This window comes from Pseudomonas sp. RIT-To-2 (assembly GCF_029623465.1).
GTDB classification, from domain to species: Bacteria; Pseudomonadota; Gammaproteobacteria; order Pseudomonadales; family Pseudomonadaceae; genus Aquipseudomonas; species Aquipseudomonas silvicola.
In genome coordinates this window covers 230,085-244,517 of record NZ_JAPYKM010000004.1, presented here as the reverse complement: position 1 = coordinate 244,517, position 14,433 = coordinate 230,085, and the positions used below count along the sequence as shown (strand labels likewise).

Sequence of the window (14,433 nt, the reverse complement as noted above, 5' to 3'; positions counted from 1 at the left end):
CCACCACCTGGGTCATTCGGCAATCAGCTGTTCGAAGGCTTTCACCGCCTGGGCCACCGCCGGCAGGCGGTCGCGCTCGGCGAGCCAGGCCAGCACCAGGCGCTCTTCGCTGGGCAGGTCACTGACGCGCCGCTGGCACAGTCCGGCCTGCACCGGCTCGCCGGGCCACACCGGTAGCAACGCCACCCCTGCCCCCGCCGAGGCCAGCGCCAGCGCGGCGGCAATGTCCGAACACTCGAACGCCACTTCAGGCCGCAACCCGGCTGCGGCGAAGGCTTGTTGCACGCGCTCGTAAAACCCATGGCCCTGGCGCCGACGCACCACGATCAGGGGCACCCGGGCCAGTTCGGCCAGCGTGCACTCGTTGCCCTCGGGCAGGCGCCCGGGCAGCGCCTCCACGGCCATCAACGCCAGGGGCTGCAGGGCAACGGTATGCAGCAGAGGGTTGGTCACCGGCCATTGGCTGATGGCGAAATCCAGCTGGCGGGCCTGGAGCATGTCCTCCAGGGCGGCGGGCTCGGCGTGGTAGATGGAGAAGACGATTTGCGGCAATTGCTGCTTGAGGTCGGCCATGACGCGGGACACGCAGCTGACCCCTGAAGTGACCGTGCCGATGCTGACCTTGCCACTGACACCCTGGGCCAGGCCGCGCATCTCGGCGTCGATTTCATCGGCCAGGTTCAGCAGTTCGCAGGCGCGCCGGTACAGGTGCTGGCCGGCGTCGGTGACCAGCAGGCCGCGGCCCTGGCGCTCGAACAACTGCACGCCGTAATCGGCTTCCAGGGTCTTGAGGTGCTGGCTCAGTGGCGGCTGGGCGATGTGCAGTGCCTCGGAGGCGGCAGCGATGGATTTACGCTCGACGATGGTCTTGAAGTACAACAACTGGCGCAAATTCATGAAGGGCTCGGTCCAGGGGGCTTGGACCTAGGATAGCGGAACCGCTCAGTTGGAGCAGCCTTTGCCCATGACCCGGTACACCAGCGAGTGGCGCTGGCCCTGGCTGTCTTCGTAGACCATGGTCACCGGGACCACGGTGCACACGTCGGGGATGTCACCGGCGTCGATGACCCGCGCGATGTCGAGTTTCTGGCCGTAGGTATAGGTTTGGGCGGGGTCGGCGTGGGCACTGGCGGCAGCGAAACCGAGGGCCAGGGCGGCGAAAGTCAGGGTGAGTCTCATGGCGTTGTCCTGTGGTAGTTGAGTACCCACAGGTTAAGGACCCCTCGCGCGCGCAACCATGACCGAATTCGTCAGCACTCATACCGAAAACCCTGTTCAGCCGGTAGCAGCACCGCTTGCTGGCGAACGAGGCGACTTGGTGTGTCAGCCAGTACGAGTTGCCCCCTTCCCGAGCTTCGCCCGGTCCCACAGGGTGAACCAAGGCCATGCGGCGGACCCTTGTGGGACCGCGCGCAAGCTCGGGAAGCGGACAACGCGGTGTGCCTGATGCTGAGCATCAGCGCCATCGCATCACTTGGGCAGCGCGAACGCCATCACGTAGTCACCCTGCTTGGTGCCCAACGAACCATGACCACCGGCGACCACCAGCACGTACTGGCGGCCGTCCTTGCCGGTGTAGGTCATCGGCGTGGTCTGCGCGCCGGCAGGCAGGCGGGCTTCCCACAACTGTTTGCCGTTGCGCACGTCATAGGCACGCAGGTACTGGTCCAGAGTGGCGCTGAGGAAAGCCACGCCGCCCTTGGTCATGAAGGTGCCGCCCAACGCGGGCACGCCCATGGTCAGCGGCAGCGGTACCGGCGAGTTGTCACGCACCGTGCCGTTCTTGTGCTTCCAGATCACCTGGTGGGTGGTCATGTCCACGGCGGCGACATAGCCCCAGGCCGGCGCCTGGCACGGCAGGCCCATGGGCGACAGGAAGGCGTTCATGATCACACCATACGGTGCGCCCTTGTTGGCCTGGACGCCTTCGGTCTCGCTCTTGCGAGCAGGGCCGCCTTCCACGTCCGAGGCGGGTACCAGCTTGTCGACAAACGCCATGTAGTTGGGGTTCACGAACATGATCTGGCGCTCCGGGTCAACCGATACGCCGCCCCAGTCGAACACCCCGAAGTTGCCCGGGTAGACCAGCGAGCCTTGCAGCGACGGCGGCGTGAACGCGCCGTCGTAGCGCAGTTGCTTGAAGTCGATGCGGCACAGCATCTGGTCGAACGGGGTCACGCCCCACATGTCACGCTCGGTCATTACCGGTGGCATGAAGTTGAGCTGCGACTTGGGCTGGGTAGGCGCCGTGTGGTCGCCAGTGACCGCGCCACCCGGCACGGGCACTTCGTCGATGGGCACGATGGGCTGGCCGTTGGTGCGGTCCAGCACGTAGACGCTGCCCTGCTTGGTGGACGCGATCACGGCCGGCTTGATGCCGTCGGCGGTCTTGATGTCCATCAGGCTGGGCTGGCCGCCCACGTCCATGTCCCACAGGTCATGGTGGGTGAACTGGTAGGTCCAGCGCACGTGGCCGGTGGCGATGTCCAGGGCGGTGACGCCAGCGCTGTATTTCTCCGACGCCTCGGTGCGGTTGCCGCCCCACTGGTCGGGCATCTGGTTGCCCATGGGCAGGTACATCAAGCCCAGTTTCTCGTCGAAACTGATCAGCGACCACATGTTCGGCGAGTTGCGGGTGTAGTGCTTGCCTGGGGCGATAGGGGTGGTGTCGTCGGGGTTGCCGCTGTCCCAGTTCCACACCAGGTGGCCGTCGTGCACGTCGTAGGCACGCACCACGCCCGACGGTTCGTCGGTGGAGACGTTGTCGGTGACGTGGCCGCCGATGACCACCAGGTCCTTGGTCACGGCCGGTGGCGAGGTGGAGTAGTAACCGCCGGCGGCGAAGGTACCGATGTTAGCGCGCAGGTCGATCTGGCCCTTGTCGCCGAAGCCTTCGCAGACCTTGCCGGTGTCGGCATCGAGGGCGATCAGGCGGGTGTCGGCGGTGGGCAGGAACAACCGGCGCGGGCAGGCGTTCGGCGCGGCGGCCGGGCTCTGCGCGGTGTCAGCGTAGGCCGCGTCATCATGGTACGACACGCCACGGCAGGTCATGTGCGCCCAGCCTTTGAAGTTGGCGGCGTTCTGGGTACTGATCTGCGGGTCGTAGCGCCAGATCTCCTTGCCGGTGTCCGGGTCCAGGGCGATGACCTTGCTGTGCGGTGTGCACACGTAGAGCATGCCGTTGACCTTCAGCGGAGTGTTTTCCGCCGTGGTTTCGCCCGGGTCGTTCGGGCCGGGGATATCACCGGTGCGGTAGGTCCAGGCCGGTTGCAGCTTGTCGGCGTTGGCCGGGGTGATCTGAGCCAGCGGCGAGTAGCGATCACCGAAGGCGGTACGGCCATAGGCCTGCCAGTCGCCGTCAGGCATGGCCGGGGCCGTGCTGGTGGTGCCAGCGGTATCGCGGTCCAATTGGCCCTTGATTTCACCTGGGTGGGTGAACTGGCTGGCAATGGCAGCGGCGCCGGCCAGAACCACGGCCACGCTCAGGCTACCGGTGCCCAAGGCATAAGGCACACCTGCCAGCAGGGGCTTGCGGAACCAGGGCAGCAACAGCACCAGGCCCAGCACGAACCACAGGGCCAGGCGCGGCACCAGTTGCCACCAGTCCAGGCCCACTTCCCATAGCGACCACAGGGTGCTGGCGAACAGCACCAGCGCATACAGCGCCAAGGCGGCGCGGCGCCCGGCCAGCAGCAACACGCCGGTCACGGCGATGCCGATGCCACTCAACAGGTAATACAGCGAGCCGCCCAAGGTGGCCAGCTTGACGCCGCCGGCCAACAGGGTCAGGCCCATCAGCAGCATCACTACGCCGAGCAGGCTCGGCAGCAGGCGACGCGGCGTGGAAGCACGGTCTGTGCTCATAGTGCGTTTTCTCCAGGATGATGAAAGGCGCGCGACGACCGTCCGGTCTATACCGGGTTCAGCGTTGCGACGGCCGGGGTTTTTATAGGTATGAAGTCAGCGCAAGGTCTGACAGACACGCGACGCAAAAGGTCGATTGAAGGCGTAACAACACAGATACGATGTCATACACCGGTGCGACATTGCATCGCACCAAGGTCTAATACAAAGGGAGCCCACCACCTGTACTGTCAGAATTGACAGGTTCGCGAACTCCCCGCGAGGAAAATACTGGTGCCTCTGAACCTTCACGAGGCACGCCCCATGAACCTTTCCAATGCACCCCGCAACGCAGACCTGGACCCCTCTTTCGCAGGAGGTATCGTCGATTTGCAGCGCCTGCTGCCAGCCGGCATGCAACTCCTTGCTGCAGGCCCTTGCCTGGTACTTCAAGACGGAGGCGTACTGGTAGGTGCCGCTCTGCCAGTACCCAGTGGCAACCCATCACTCATAACGCCACTGCTGATGAAGCTCACTACCGACGGGACGTTGGACCGATCCTTTGGCAACCACAATGGCTACGTCATTGCAGATGAGGCAGTGGCGATCGAATCACTGCAACAGCTCGAGAGCGGCAATATCGTCGTCGGCCTGCTGTACGGGAATAGCAAAACCTTTGAGATGATTCCGTTATTGGTCGGGTACTTGCCGGATGGAACGCCTGATGTCTGGTTTAACGGTGGGCAACTGCTCATCACACAACTGCCGAATTTCAACCCATCTGCCGTCCCGGCAACACCGCCCCCGACCCCGCCGACACCCGCTGCCCATCGCTCCATTCTGCTTGCGTTCCGACATCGGGACATGCAGAGTTCGGCCGAGCGCGACTACATGATTCAAGTCACCGCACTAGGTGAGCTGGATCTGGCATTCCAGCAGACGGGCTATACGCGGGTCGCCTACGCACCTGACGTTTTCATGCGCATCAACGCCTTTGACAAACGCTCGGACGGCACAATCCTCGTTGCCGGGCAAGTGAACCAGCAGGGAGCGTTGGCCCTGCTCACGGCAGGCGGCGCCATCGACAGCACCTTCGGCGACCGAGGTTTCCTGTTGATCGAGGACGGTACACAGTCCGAGCTGACGGGTTTGTTCGTGACGGCAGGCGACACGATCAGGGTCATCGGCCGACGCTTGCTCAGTGGCAAACAGCGCTGGGACGAGTTCGTGAGGGGCTATGACGCCAACGGCGTCGACGATGCGGGGTTCACCACCACCTACCGTCATTACGAAGGCGACTTCGGGGCCGGATTCGGTGCCATAGCCTCGACACCGACCGACAACTACCTCTGGTGCCTGTCCAATGTCTCGCGGTTTGCGGGTGGCAACCTTAATGCGCAAATCCTGATGTCACGCTTGCTGCCAAACGGACAACCCGACGACACCTTTGGCGAGGACGGCTATTGGCTGATTCCAGACACGTACCTGGGGCGTGGCTTTGCCGTTCAGAATGACCTGAAATGCATCGTCGTTGTGCAGAATCAGCAAGGTAGCGGCGTTTATTTCACCGCTCACCGCTACCTGGGGTCACCCCCGGCCCAGCCCCCACACCCGCGCAATGTCACGCGCCCGATCGCGCAGTAGCGGCGCGGCGTTCCGGCAAGCGTGCTCCAGGGTCATCGGGCCGCTGGCTAGGGCGAAGGCGGCGTCGACACCGTGGTCGTACATCTGCTCATAGCCGTCGCCCAGGGTACCGGCGATCACCACCACCGGCACCTGCGCGGCCTGGGCCACGCGGGCCACACCGAACGGCGTCTTGCCACGCAGGGTCTGCGCATCGAAACGCCCTTCGCCGGTGATCACCAGGTCGGCGCCCTCCACCGCCTTGGCCAAGCCCACCAGTTCGGCCACCACTTCCACCCCGGGGCGGAAGGTGGCATTCAAGAAGGCCTTGGCGGCGAAGCCCATGCCACCTGCCGCACCGGCGCCCGGGTCATCGCGCAAGTCGCGGCCCAAAACGCTGGCAGCGTGGTCGGCGAAGCGCCCCAGTGCAGCGTCCAGGTGCAACACCTGCTCGGGGTTCGCGCCCTTCTGGGGGCCGAATACATGGGACGCGCCGTGAGGGCCGCATAGCGGGTTGTCGACGTCGGCGGCCACTTCGAAAGTGACCTCGGCCAGGCGCGGGTCCAGGCCTTCGGGGTCCACCCGATGCAGCTGTGCCAGGGCCAGGCCACCCATGGCCAGGACCGCGCCGCCTGCGTCACGCAGGTCCAGGCCCAAGGCGCGGAGCATGCCGGTGCCGGCGTCGTTGGTGGCGCTGCCGCCAATGGCCAGGATAACCCGCCGCGCGCCAGCGTCGAGGGCGGCGCGAATCAGCTCACCGGTGCCGAAGGTGCTGCTGGCGCAGGCGTCCCGCCGGGCTAATGGCACCAACTGCAAGCCACTGGCTTCAGCCATTTCGATGATGGCCGTGGCGCTGTCGGCCAGCCAGCCCCAGCGTGCCTGCACCGCCGAACCCAGCGGCCCCTCGACGGTTTCGGTGCGCAGTTCGCCGTCACAGGCCGCCAGAATCGCCTCCATGGTGCCCTCGCCTCCATCGGCCATGGGGCATTGCAGCAACTGGGCCTGGGGCAGTGCCTGGGCCAGGCCTTCGGCAATGGCGGCGGCGACGCCGGCGGCGCTGAGGCTATCCTTGAACGAGTCGGGGGCGATGACGATTTTCATGACGGTTACTCCAGTTTCTTGTACGGCCATGCTGCCAGTTGCCCGGCCGCTCTGCGCCAGGCCCCTGCACAAGGGCAACGGCGCTTTGTTGTTCATTTCGACAAATCGGCTGGCAACAGCTGCACCCCCAGGTACAGCGTCAGCATGCCTTCCAGACGGTTGGGGTCAATGCCGCTCAGTTCGGCGATGCGTTCCATGCGGTAGCGCAGGCTGTTGCGGTGGATACCCAGGGCATCGGCACAGGCCTGGCTCTGGCCGTCGTGTTCGCACCAGGCGCGCAAGGTGGTCAGCAACTGGCCGCCACCGTCCTTGGCCATGACCCTGTGCAGCGGCCCCAGCCATTCTTCAAGGCTGTCATCACCCCGGTGACGCCAGAGCATGGCGGGCAGGCGCAGGCGCGACAGGTACAGGCAGCGCTGGCCGGGCAGAATGTCGCGGCCGTAGGCCAGCAGGTCGCGCACGCCGCGATAGCCGCGGCGCACGGTGGCCAGGTCGTCGGCGGGCTGCCCCAGCGCCACGCGGTCGACTGCCCAGCCCTGGGCGCCGAGCTTGTCCAGCAAGCGTTGTTCATCCACTACCACGCTGGCGGGCCGGCACCACAGCAGTGAACCGGCGGCCGGGCTCAGGCACCAACTGTCCGGATAGCGGCCCGTCAGCCAGGCAGCCATGGCCTCGCACCCCTGCCCTGGCTGCAGTTCGAACAGCCAGGGGGTGCGCGGCAACTGCGGTTTGAGGCCCATCTGCCGGGCCTCGTCGAGCAGCCGGGGCGAATCGTCGCCTTCCAGCAGCAACGCCAGCAGGTCGTCACAACGCTGGCGCCGCCAGTGCTGTTCCACTTGCAGGCGGCGTTGGCCCACCAGCATCTCGGCGGTCATGCGCACCAGTTCGCCAAACGTGCGCAACTGCGCCGGGTCACCGGTCAGGCCCAGCACGCCGATCAGGCGGCCGTCCAGCAGCAGCGGCAGGTTTACCCCCGGCTGCACGCCCTTCAGGCACTGTGCGGCCTGGGCGTCGAGCTCCACCACCCGGCCGTTGGCCAATACCAGTTGGGCGCCTTCGTGGCGAGTGTTGATGCGTTCCGGCTCGCCGCTGCCCAGAATCAGCCCCTGGCTGTCCATGACGTTGACGTTGCAGGGCAGAATGGCCATCGCGCGGTCGACAATGTCTTGCGCAAGGTCGTGATCAAGTTCAAACATGGTCTGGAGAAATCCTGATAAACGCGTCTGTAGAATTGCACAGTCGGGGCGCTCGATGCCTGTGCAAACACACAAAGACAGTGCCTGCTTCGTCACAGACACTCAAGGGTGGCTCACGATAGCCGCGAATAACATAAAAACAGAGAGAAATTGCATGTCTACCCCAACCGCCCTTGACCATGGCACTTCCAGCGTCAGGGACGCTGTGTACCGGCGCATCACCCTGCGCCTGATCCCCTTCATCTTCGTCTGCTACCTGTTCAACTACCTGGACCGCGTGAACGTCGGTTTCGCCAAGTTGCAGATGCTCGACGCCCTGAAGTTCAGCGAAACCACCTATGGCCTTGGGGCGGGGATCTTCTTCATCGGCTACGTGCTGTGCGGCCTGCCCAGCAACCTGGCGCTGACCCGTTTCGGCCCGCGGCGCTGGATCGCGGTGATGATGCTGGCCTGGGGTGGCCTGTCCACCTGCCTGCTGTTCGTCACCACGCCCATGGAATTCTACGCGCTGCGCCTGCTCACCGGCGCCGCCGAAGCGGGCTTCTTCCCGGGCATCGTGCTGTACCTTTCGCAGTGGTTCCCCGATGCCAGACGTGGCCGCATCATGGCCCTGTTCATGTCTGCCATTCCGGTGTCGGGCCTGCTGGGCAGCCCGTTTTCCGGCTGGATCCTGAACCACTTCGCCGTAGGCCAGCACGGCCTGGCCGCCTGGCAGTGGATGTTCCTGATCCAGGGCATCCCGACCATGGTGCTGGGGGCCCTGGCCTATTTCCTGCTCAGCGACAGTTTCGCCAAGGCCACCTGGCTGAGCGCCGAACAGCGCCAGGTGGTGGAAACAGACCTGGCCGACGACGCACGCAGCAAGCCGGTGCAACCGCGTGAAACCCTGGGCGCGGTGTTCGCCACGCCGCTGATCTGGGTGCTGGGGCTGATCTACTTCTGCATCCAGAGCGGCGTGTACGCCATCAATTTCTGGTTGCCGTCGATCATCAAGAACCTGGGGTTCAGCGACGCCCTGGTGATTGGCTGGCTGAGCGCCATTCCGTACCTGCTGGCGGGCATCTTCATGCTGCTGGTGGGCCGGTCGGCGGACCTGCGCAACGAGCGCCGCTGGCACCTGGTGGTGCCGATGCTGATGGGCGCCGCAGGTCTGGTGATCGCGGTGAACTTCGCCGCCACCCCGGCCATTGCCATCGTCGGCTTGAGCATCGCCACCATGGGCGCCCTCACCGGCCTGCCGATGTTCTGGCCACTGCCCACCGCGCGCCTGAGCGCAGGCGTTGCCGCGGGCGGTCTGGCGATCATCAACTCGGTGGGGCAGATGGCCGGCTTCCTGAGCCCCTACATCGTCGGCTTCATCAAGGACCAGACCGGCTCCACCGACGCGGCGCTGTATGCGCTGGCAGGGTTGATCGTGGTCGGTAGCGCGGTGGCCTGGAAGGTCGCTGGCAAGCGCGCCTGACCCAAGGGCGTTCGGCGCCTCGGAAACTCGCCGGCACCCAGCGAGCTTCCGAGGCCGGCAGCCCAAATCAACAGTGGCGGGGCCGGGGCCACCCGGCGTACCTTTGAGGTTTTCCACCGCAAAGGGATGTCACCGATGATTTACCGCGCATTGGGCCACAGTGGCCTGAAGGTTTCCGCCCTGACCCTGGGCAGCATGATGTTCGGCGAGCAGACGACCACCGAGGATGCCCTGCGCATCATCGACAAGGCCTGGGACCAGGGGATCAATTTCATCGACACTGCCGACGTCTACAACGGCGGGCGCAGCGAGGAAATCGTCGGCGAAGCCGTGGCCCGCCACCGCCATGAGTGGATTGTCGCCACCAAGGTCGGCTTCGGTCCCGCCGACGGCGTGCCCAACCGCAGCGGCCTGAGCCGCAAGCATATCTTCAACGGTGTGGAAGCCAGCCTGACCCGCCTGGGCACTGACTACATCGACCTGTACTACCTGCACCGCGATGACCTCAATACGCCGTTGGAGGTGACCGTCAGCGCCATCGGCGACCTGCTGCGCCAGGGCAAGATCCGCCACTGGGGCGTGTCCAACTTCCGCGGCTGGCGCCTGGCCGAAATCGTCAACGTGGCCCAGCGCCTGGGCGTGGACAAGCCGGTGGCCAGCCAGCCGCTGTACAACATCGTCAACCGCCAAGTCGAGACCGAGCAACTGACCGCCGCGGCCTACCACGGCCTGGGCGTGGTGCCGTTCAGCCCCCTGGCCCGCGGCGTGCTCAGTGGCAAGTACACCCCAGGCGCCGCCCCCGACGCCGGCAGCCGCGCCGGGCGCCAGGACAAGCGCATTCTGGAAACCGAATGGCGCGACGAATCCCTGCACATCGCCCGGCAGATCCAGGCGTACACGGAGGACAAGGGCGTGGGCATCGTCGAGTTCGCCATCGCCTGGGTGCTCAACAACCCCCGCGTCAGCTCGGCCATCGTCGGGCCACGTACCGAGGCGCAGTGGGACACTTACGGCGGTGCGCTGCAGGTGAATATCACGGCTGAAGACGAGGCCTTCATCGACAGCCTGGTGGCACCGGGGCACCCGTCGACACCGGGCTACAACGACCCGGGCCACTTCGTCAGCGGCCGCGCCTGACCCCTGCAGGCGCTGGCAAACCAGCGCCTGCAGCTAGCCAGGGCAGGTTCAGGTCAGGCATACCAGGGGCAGGGCCTGGCGCACGGCTTCCTGTTCCGAAGCCACGGCCAGGTGCGCGATGCCGAAGGCCTTGACCGCCATTTCCCCGCGCGCCCGAGCCTCGGCGCGCTGCTGCTCGTCAGGTTCGATGCTGATCATCGCCTTGCACACCGTGGCCAGCGGAATCTTGTTGTGCTTGAGCCAGACACCGCGCTGACGGCGGTCTTCGGCCGTTTCTTCCTGGCGCAACTGGTCGTAGATCAGCACGAAGGGCCGGCCATTCTCCACCAGCGCGGTGGTTTCCGTTTCCCACTGGCTGGCGTAACCAGGCGTCACCGCCTGTTCACGGAAATAAACCAGCGGAAAGCGGCTGACGTCATGAACGGCGAAGCGGGTAGCGTCGAGTGACATGTGAGTACTCCTTGTCTTGTGTCACGGGCAGGGTAGCCGCGCAGCGCAGCGCAGCGGAAGTGCAGGCGATGCACTTCATAAGTGCGCGGGGCGGCATTTACCTGCAGGACGATCACAATGAGAATGCGTCGCAACATCATCACGCCACCATCCTCCGCGGAACGGCTTCGTGAAACGGCGCCCGGCCGACGGGCACCCTGACCCTCTCCTGTGTTCTCCCACCGTCGCTGAAGGAACTGAAGATGCGCTTGTCCGCGCCCTGCCCCCATGGGCTCACCCCATTGTCCATTGCCCTGTTCGTGGCCCTCGCGGCCCCCCTGCCCACCCGAGCAGCCGAGGAACTGGCCAGTTCGACCACTACCGCTACCGCCCTGGACCTGCCCAGCACCACCATTGACGCCCAGAGCGTTGCGGGGACGACGACCACCGAAGGCACCCACGCCTACACCACGGGTCAGACCGCCGCTGCCACGCGCCTGCCGCTGTCGCTCAAGGAGACGCCACAGAGCGTGACCGTGATCACCCGCCAGGAAATGGACGACCAGCAGCTCAATTCGGTGGACCAGGTGGTCGCACGCACCACGGGGCTGTCGACGCAGACCTTCGACACCGGCCGAGCCTATTTCTACGCCCGCGGCTTTCAGATCAACAGTTTTCAGTTCGACGGCATCCCCACCACCTTCGAACCCGGCACCAGCTTCCTGGACACGGCCCTGTACGACCGCGTCGAAGTGGTGCGCGGCGCCACCGGGCTGCTGACCGGAGCCGGCAACCCGTCGGCCTCGATCAACCTGGTGCGCAAGCACCCCACCCCGGACTTCTCGCTCAAGGCCAGTGTCAGTGGCGGTTCGTGGGACAACTACCGCAGTACCGTGGACCTGTCCACGCCCTTGACCCCAGACGGCCGGGTGCGCGGGCGCTTCGTGGCCGTGGAGCAGATCGGCCACTCGTACCTGGACCGCTACCAGGGGAAAAAGCAGGCGTACTACGGTGTGGTCGACGCCGACCTCACTGACGAGACCACGCTCAGCGTCGGCTACGAAGACCAGGACAATACCCCTACGGGCGTCACCTGGGGCGGCATGCCACTGTTCAATAGCGACGGCTCCAAGACCCACTACTCGCGCTCGGCCTCGCTGGCGGCAGACTGGAGCCGCTGGGACACGCGCCTGCAGACCGCCTTCGCCAACCTCGAACACCGTTTCGACAATGACTGGAAGGTGCGCCTGGCCCTGGAGCATAGCCAGACCACCAGCGATGAGCGGTTGCTCTCCACGCTCGGCTACACCAGTGCCGGCTTGTACCCGCTGGCCCTGGCCGAGAAGGACACCGACCGTCAGAACAGCGTCGACCTGATGGCCAGCGGTCCCTTCAGCCTGCTGGGCCGTGAGCACGAGGCGGTGATCGGCTACATGGATTCACGCCGCAAGGAGCACGCCCTGGGCACCGGCTTCGTGTACCCAGGCGGCGTGCTGGAGCCCAACGGCGAATTCCCCATGCCGGACTTCGGTGCCGCCACCTGGAGCGCCACCGATTCCCTGATCAAGCAACGCGGCGCCTATGGGGCGGTGCGCCTGTCCGTGACCGACCCGCTGAAGGTCATCATCGGAGGCCGGGTGAGTGAATACGAAATCAGCCAGGACAGCGCCGGCACCCCGTTCGCCTACAAGACCCGCGGGCGCTTCACGCCATACGCCGGGGTGATCTACGCCCTCGACGATACCTATTCGGCTTACGCCAGCTACACCGAGATTTTCAAACCGCAAAGCTACAGCGACAGCAGCGGCAAGATCCTGGAGCCCACCACGGGCAAGAACCGAGAAGTAGGGCTAAAGGCCAGTTACCTGGACGGGCGGGTCAATGCATCGCTGTCAGTATTCGATGTGCGCCTGGACAATGTGGCGCAGAGCGATACCGGCCACTACGTACCGGTCACCGGCGCGCAAGCCTACTATGCCGCAAGCGGCACCAAGTCCCAGGGCTTCGATTTCGATCTGCAGGGTGAATTGGCCCAGGATTGGAACCTGATGTTCGGCTACTCCCACTACACCGCCAGCCAGGGCGACGGCTCACGGTTGAGCAGTGCCTTGCCACGCACCACGGCAAAGCTGTTCACCACCTACCGGCTACCCGGGGCACTGAACCGTTTGACGGTGGGGGGCGGTACCCGTTGGCAGAGCAGTTTCTATCAGAACGCTACCAGGGGGCAGAGTACGGTCGAGGTAGAGCAAGGCGCCTACGCGCTGACCTCGCTCATGGCCCGCTACGACCTGACAAAGCAGGTGGAGCTGGGCTTTAACCTGGATAACCTGTTCGACAAGAAGTACTACAGCATGATCGGCTTCTACAACCAGGCGCTGTACGGCGACCCGCGCAATTTCACGGTGTCGGTCAGCTACAAGCTGTAGCAGGCTTCAGGCCGCGTTCCGGGCACACTGGGTGAACCTGCCACCCAGCGCCAGCCCGGGACGCGGCCTTGCGGCCACTGCTACAGGCTTCAGGCCTTGACGATCCAGCCTGCGGGGGCTTCGACGTCGCCGAACTGAATACCGGTCAGCTCGTTGTAGAGCTTGACGGTCACCGGGCCAACGCTTTCCAGGCTGTGGAACACGTGCAGGTTGTCGTTGTACTGGATACCGCCGATCGGCGAGATCACGGCAGCAGTGCCGCACGCGCCCGCTTCCTTGAACTGGTCCAGCTGGTCGACGAACACGTCGCCCTCGACCACTTTCAGGCCCAGGCGGCTTTCAGCCAGTTCCATCAGCGACAGACGGGTGATACCCGGTAGAACCGACGGCGATTTTGGCGTGACGAACTCGTTGTTCTCGGTGATGGCGAAGAAGTTGGCCGAGCCCACCTCTTCGATCTTGGAGTGGGTGAGCGGGTCCAGGTAAATGCAGTCGGCGAAGTTGTGCTGCTTGGCATCGGCGCCTGGCAGCAGGCTGGCGGCATAGTTGCCACCGACCTTGGCCGCGCCGGTACCTTGCGGGGCCGCGCGGTCATAGGTGGAAATGGAGAAGTTGTGCGGCTTCAGGCCACCCTTGAAGTAGGCGCCGACCGGGACTGCGAACACCGAGAAGATGAACTCGGGGGCGGTACGCACGCCAATGTTGTCACCCACGCCGATCACGAACGGGCGCAGGTACAGCGCGCCACCGGTGCCGTAAGGCGGGATGAACTTCTCGTTGGCACGCACCACCTGCTTGCAGGCCTCGATGAACATCTCGGTAGGCACATGCGGCATCAGCAGGCGCGAGCAGCTTCGCTGCATGCGCGCGGCGTTCTGGTCGGGACGGAACAGGTTGATCGAGCCGTCCTTGCAACGGTAGGCCTTCAAGCCTTCGAAGCACTGCTGGCCGTAGTGAATCGCCGTCGAGCCTTCGGCAATGTGCAGGACGTTGTCTTCAGTCAGCGTGCCTTCCTGCCAGGCGCCATCGCGCCATACCGACAGAAAGCGCAGATCTGTCTTGATGTAGTCGAAACCCAGGTTGTCCCAGTTTATGCCAGCGCCGCTCATGATGCCCTCTACAGATGATCGCAAGGATTCAATTCGTTGATCAGGCGACAAAGATACGGCCCCGGCGGGCTTGCGGCAAGCGATCTGACGCACGAGCCGGGCCG

The 14,433-nt window shown here is 64.9% G+C and carries 11 protein-coding genes; 4 read left to right on the top strand and 7 right to left on the bottom strand.

Translation table 11 applies throughout. The features are described from left to right. Positions 1–12: 12 nt before the first annotated feature. From QBK88_RS05805 to QBK88_RS05795, 3 genes are all read right to left on the bottom strand, one after another. Positions 13–897 (bottom strand): LysR family transcriptional regulator, encoded by an 885-nt coding sequence (locus tag QBK88_RS05805; protein ID WP_277961294.1) that lies wholly within the window; start codon positions 895–897, stop codon positions 13–15. Between the two features lie 45 nt (positions 898–942). Continuing rightward, on the bottom strand, positions 943–1,179 hold the full coding sequence (locus tag QBK88_RS05800; RefSeq protein ID WP_268141948.1) for a DUF2790 domain-containing protein: 237 nt from the start codon (positions 1,177–1,179) through the stop codon (positions 943–945). 291 nt (positions 1,180–1,470) lie between these two features. Then, positions 1,471–3,864 carry a glucose/quinate/shikimate family membrane-bound PQQ-dependent dehydrogenase gene (locus QBK88_RS05795; RefSeq protein ID WP_277961293.1) on the bottom strand — a complete coding sequence of 798 codons (2,394 nt, stop codon included), beginning with the start codon at positions 3,862–3,864 and terminating at the stop codon, positions 1,471–1,473. Positions 3,865–4,167: 303 nt separating this feature from the next. On the opposite strand from QBK88_RS05795, the gene QBK88_RS05790 reads away from it, so the two are divergent. Further along, positions 4,168–5,487 carry a hypothetical protein gene (locus QBK88_RS05790; RefSeq protein WP_277961292.1) on the top strand — a complete coding sequence of 440 codons (1,320 nt, stop codon included), beginning with the start codon at positions 4,168–4,170 and terminating at the stop codon, positions 5,485–5,487. Here QBK88_RS05790 and QBK88_RS05785 read toward each other — a convergent pair. Then, complete coding sequence (locus QBK88_RS05785) at positions 5,431–6,567, bottom strand: glycerate kinase family protein (protein ID WP_277961291.1); 1,137 nt, start codon at positions 6,565–6,567, stop codon at positions 5,431–5,433. The two genes, QBK88_RS05790 and QBK88_RS05785, sit on opposite strands and share 57 nt — an antisense overlap. Before the next feature lie 92 nt (positions 6,568–6,659). Continuing rightward, positions 6,660–7,763 carry a sugar diacid recognition domain-containing protein gene (locus QBK88_RS05780; protein WP_277961290.1) on the bottom strand — a complete coding sequence of 368 codons (1,104 nt, stop codon included), beginning with the start codon at positions 7,761–7,763 and terminating at the stop codon, positions 6,660–6,662. 154 nt (positions 7,764–7,917) lie between these two features. Between QBK88_RS05780 and QBK88_RS05775 the strand changes: the two genes are divergently transcribed. After that, entirely contained in the window at positions 7,918–9,225 is a 1,308-nt protein-coding gene (locus QBK88_RS05775) for an MFS transporter (RefSeq protein ID WP_277961289.1), read from the top strand. A 135-nt stretch (positions 9,226–9,360) separates the two neighbouring features. Then, positions 9,361–10,362 carry an aldo/keto reductase gene (locus QBK88_RS05770; protein WP_277961288.1) on the top strand — a complete coding sequence of 334 codons (1,002 nt, stop codon included), beginning with the start codon at positions 9,361–9,363 and terminating at the stop codon, positions 10,360–10,362. Positions 10,363–10,410: 48 nt separating this feature from the next. Here the strand turns inward: QBK88_RS05770 and QBK88_RS05765 are convergent, their stop codons facing one another. Continuing rightward, the gene (locus tag QBK88_RS05765; RefSeq protein WP_277961287.1) at positions 10,411–10,812 is read right to left on the bottom strand and encodes a hypothetical protein; all 402 of its coding nucleotides are present in this window, start codon (positions 10,810–10,812) and stop codon (positions 10,411–10,413) included. Between the two features lie 242 nt (positions 10,813–11,054). Between QBK88_RS05765 and QBK88_RS05760 the strand changes: the two genes are divergently transcribed. Then, positions 11,055–13,220, top strand: coding sequence for a TonB-dependent siderophore receptor (locus QBK88_RS05760; protein ID WP_277961286.1), 2,166 nt, complete (start codon positions 11,055–11,057; stop codon positions 13,218–13,220). 89 nt (positions 13,221–13,309) lie between these two features. On the opposite strand, the gene QBK88_RS05755 is transcribed toward QBK88_RS05760, so the two are convergent. Then, complete coding sequence (locus QBK88_RS05755; protein WP_268141937.1) at positions 13,310–14,329, bottom strand: branched-chain amino acid aminotransferase; 1,020 nt, start codon at positions 14,327–14,329, stop codon at positions 13,310–13,312. Positions 14,330–14,433 lie beyond the last annotated feature (104 nt).